1 protein-coding gene is annotated in these 1,076 nt (G+C 36.2%); it reads left to right on the forward strand.

Annotated features, from left to right (window positions below):
• Window positions 1-659 precede the first annotated feature (659 nt).
• The coding region (locus H5202_RS23145; RefSeq protein ID WP_182774071.1) for a DUF6194 family protein at window positions 660-1,076 on the forward strand (417 nt) is incomplete at its 3' end.

Below are 1,076 nucleotides of genomic sequence, written 5' to 3' on the forward strand. Positions count from 1 at the left end.
CGTTATTCGTTGTCGATTACATGCAGGTCAGTACTACGAATTAAACATATTAGCTAGTATTTATGTTCAAGAAAATATTGCTGGGTTCAACGTGTTAGATTTACTTATCAATGATTAAGTGTCTAGATATTCTTGTTGGAATGGATGCTACATACGTTTATTTCGTAGAAAAAGTAGCTATTGATACCGATCTTATATGTTGATATGAAGTCTAGTGTACAACATACGATGAAATCATTGGTAGGAGACAATCTTGTTCTTGCAATTGATGCGTTCAATATGAAGCCGGAGTGAATTATGAGTAGTACGGTAACAGGGTAACCGCATGATTGCTTACTTTTTGAACTCTATGTTTGACCTGCAAGCAAAAGAACTAGAAACCATCCTAACTATGAAGATTTATCGAACTACGTTCGCGATCTCGCTCTGGTTCCACGAGGTTGCAATATTTCAAGCTTACTATTCCTCCAAAGAATAGACAGTAGATCAAGTTAGTCCTGTGATGAGGGAGGAATTAGACTTATGATTATTTGCAATTAACATTATCGATTAATAAATAACCTTAGTTGAATAGGCGACACTTCCGAGTAATATTTTTCTAATAAATCATATAAAAACGAGTAGATGCCAAGAATCGTTAGCAATCTGAGGTAGTGGCTATGCATCCTGAAAGTATCATTGAAAAAATAGTTTCTTCGTTCGAAGGGATAGTCCCAAAATCAAGTTGGGGAGAAACATCACTATTTTATAATCCCGGTAAAGCCCTTCCCAATGGGGTTTACTTTTGCACTATCAAAGAAAAAGATGGAGACAATGATAAATCTTCAAAACTTGATAGGGCTGGTGTTTATAGGTTAAGTTTTGGTATAAGTAGGAATAGCTATGAACGACTGTTTGGCGATAAGCCGAAAAGGCCGGCTAAAGGCTGTACAGTTAATGCGGAACATGATTTTACAGTCGAAAATAAGCTTATTATGCATCCTATTTATGGTTGGATGTCATGGGTTCAAATATTAAATCCGACAGAATCAATGTTTACCGAGGTATTTCCTTTGATAACAGAGGCGCACTCAATT

Origin of the sequence: Shewanella sp. SG41-4 (assembly GCF_014164505.1) — a bacterium.
Taxonomy (GTDB): domain Bacteria; phylum Pseudomonadota; class Gammaproteobacteria; order Enterobacterales; family Shewanellaceae; genus Shewanella.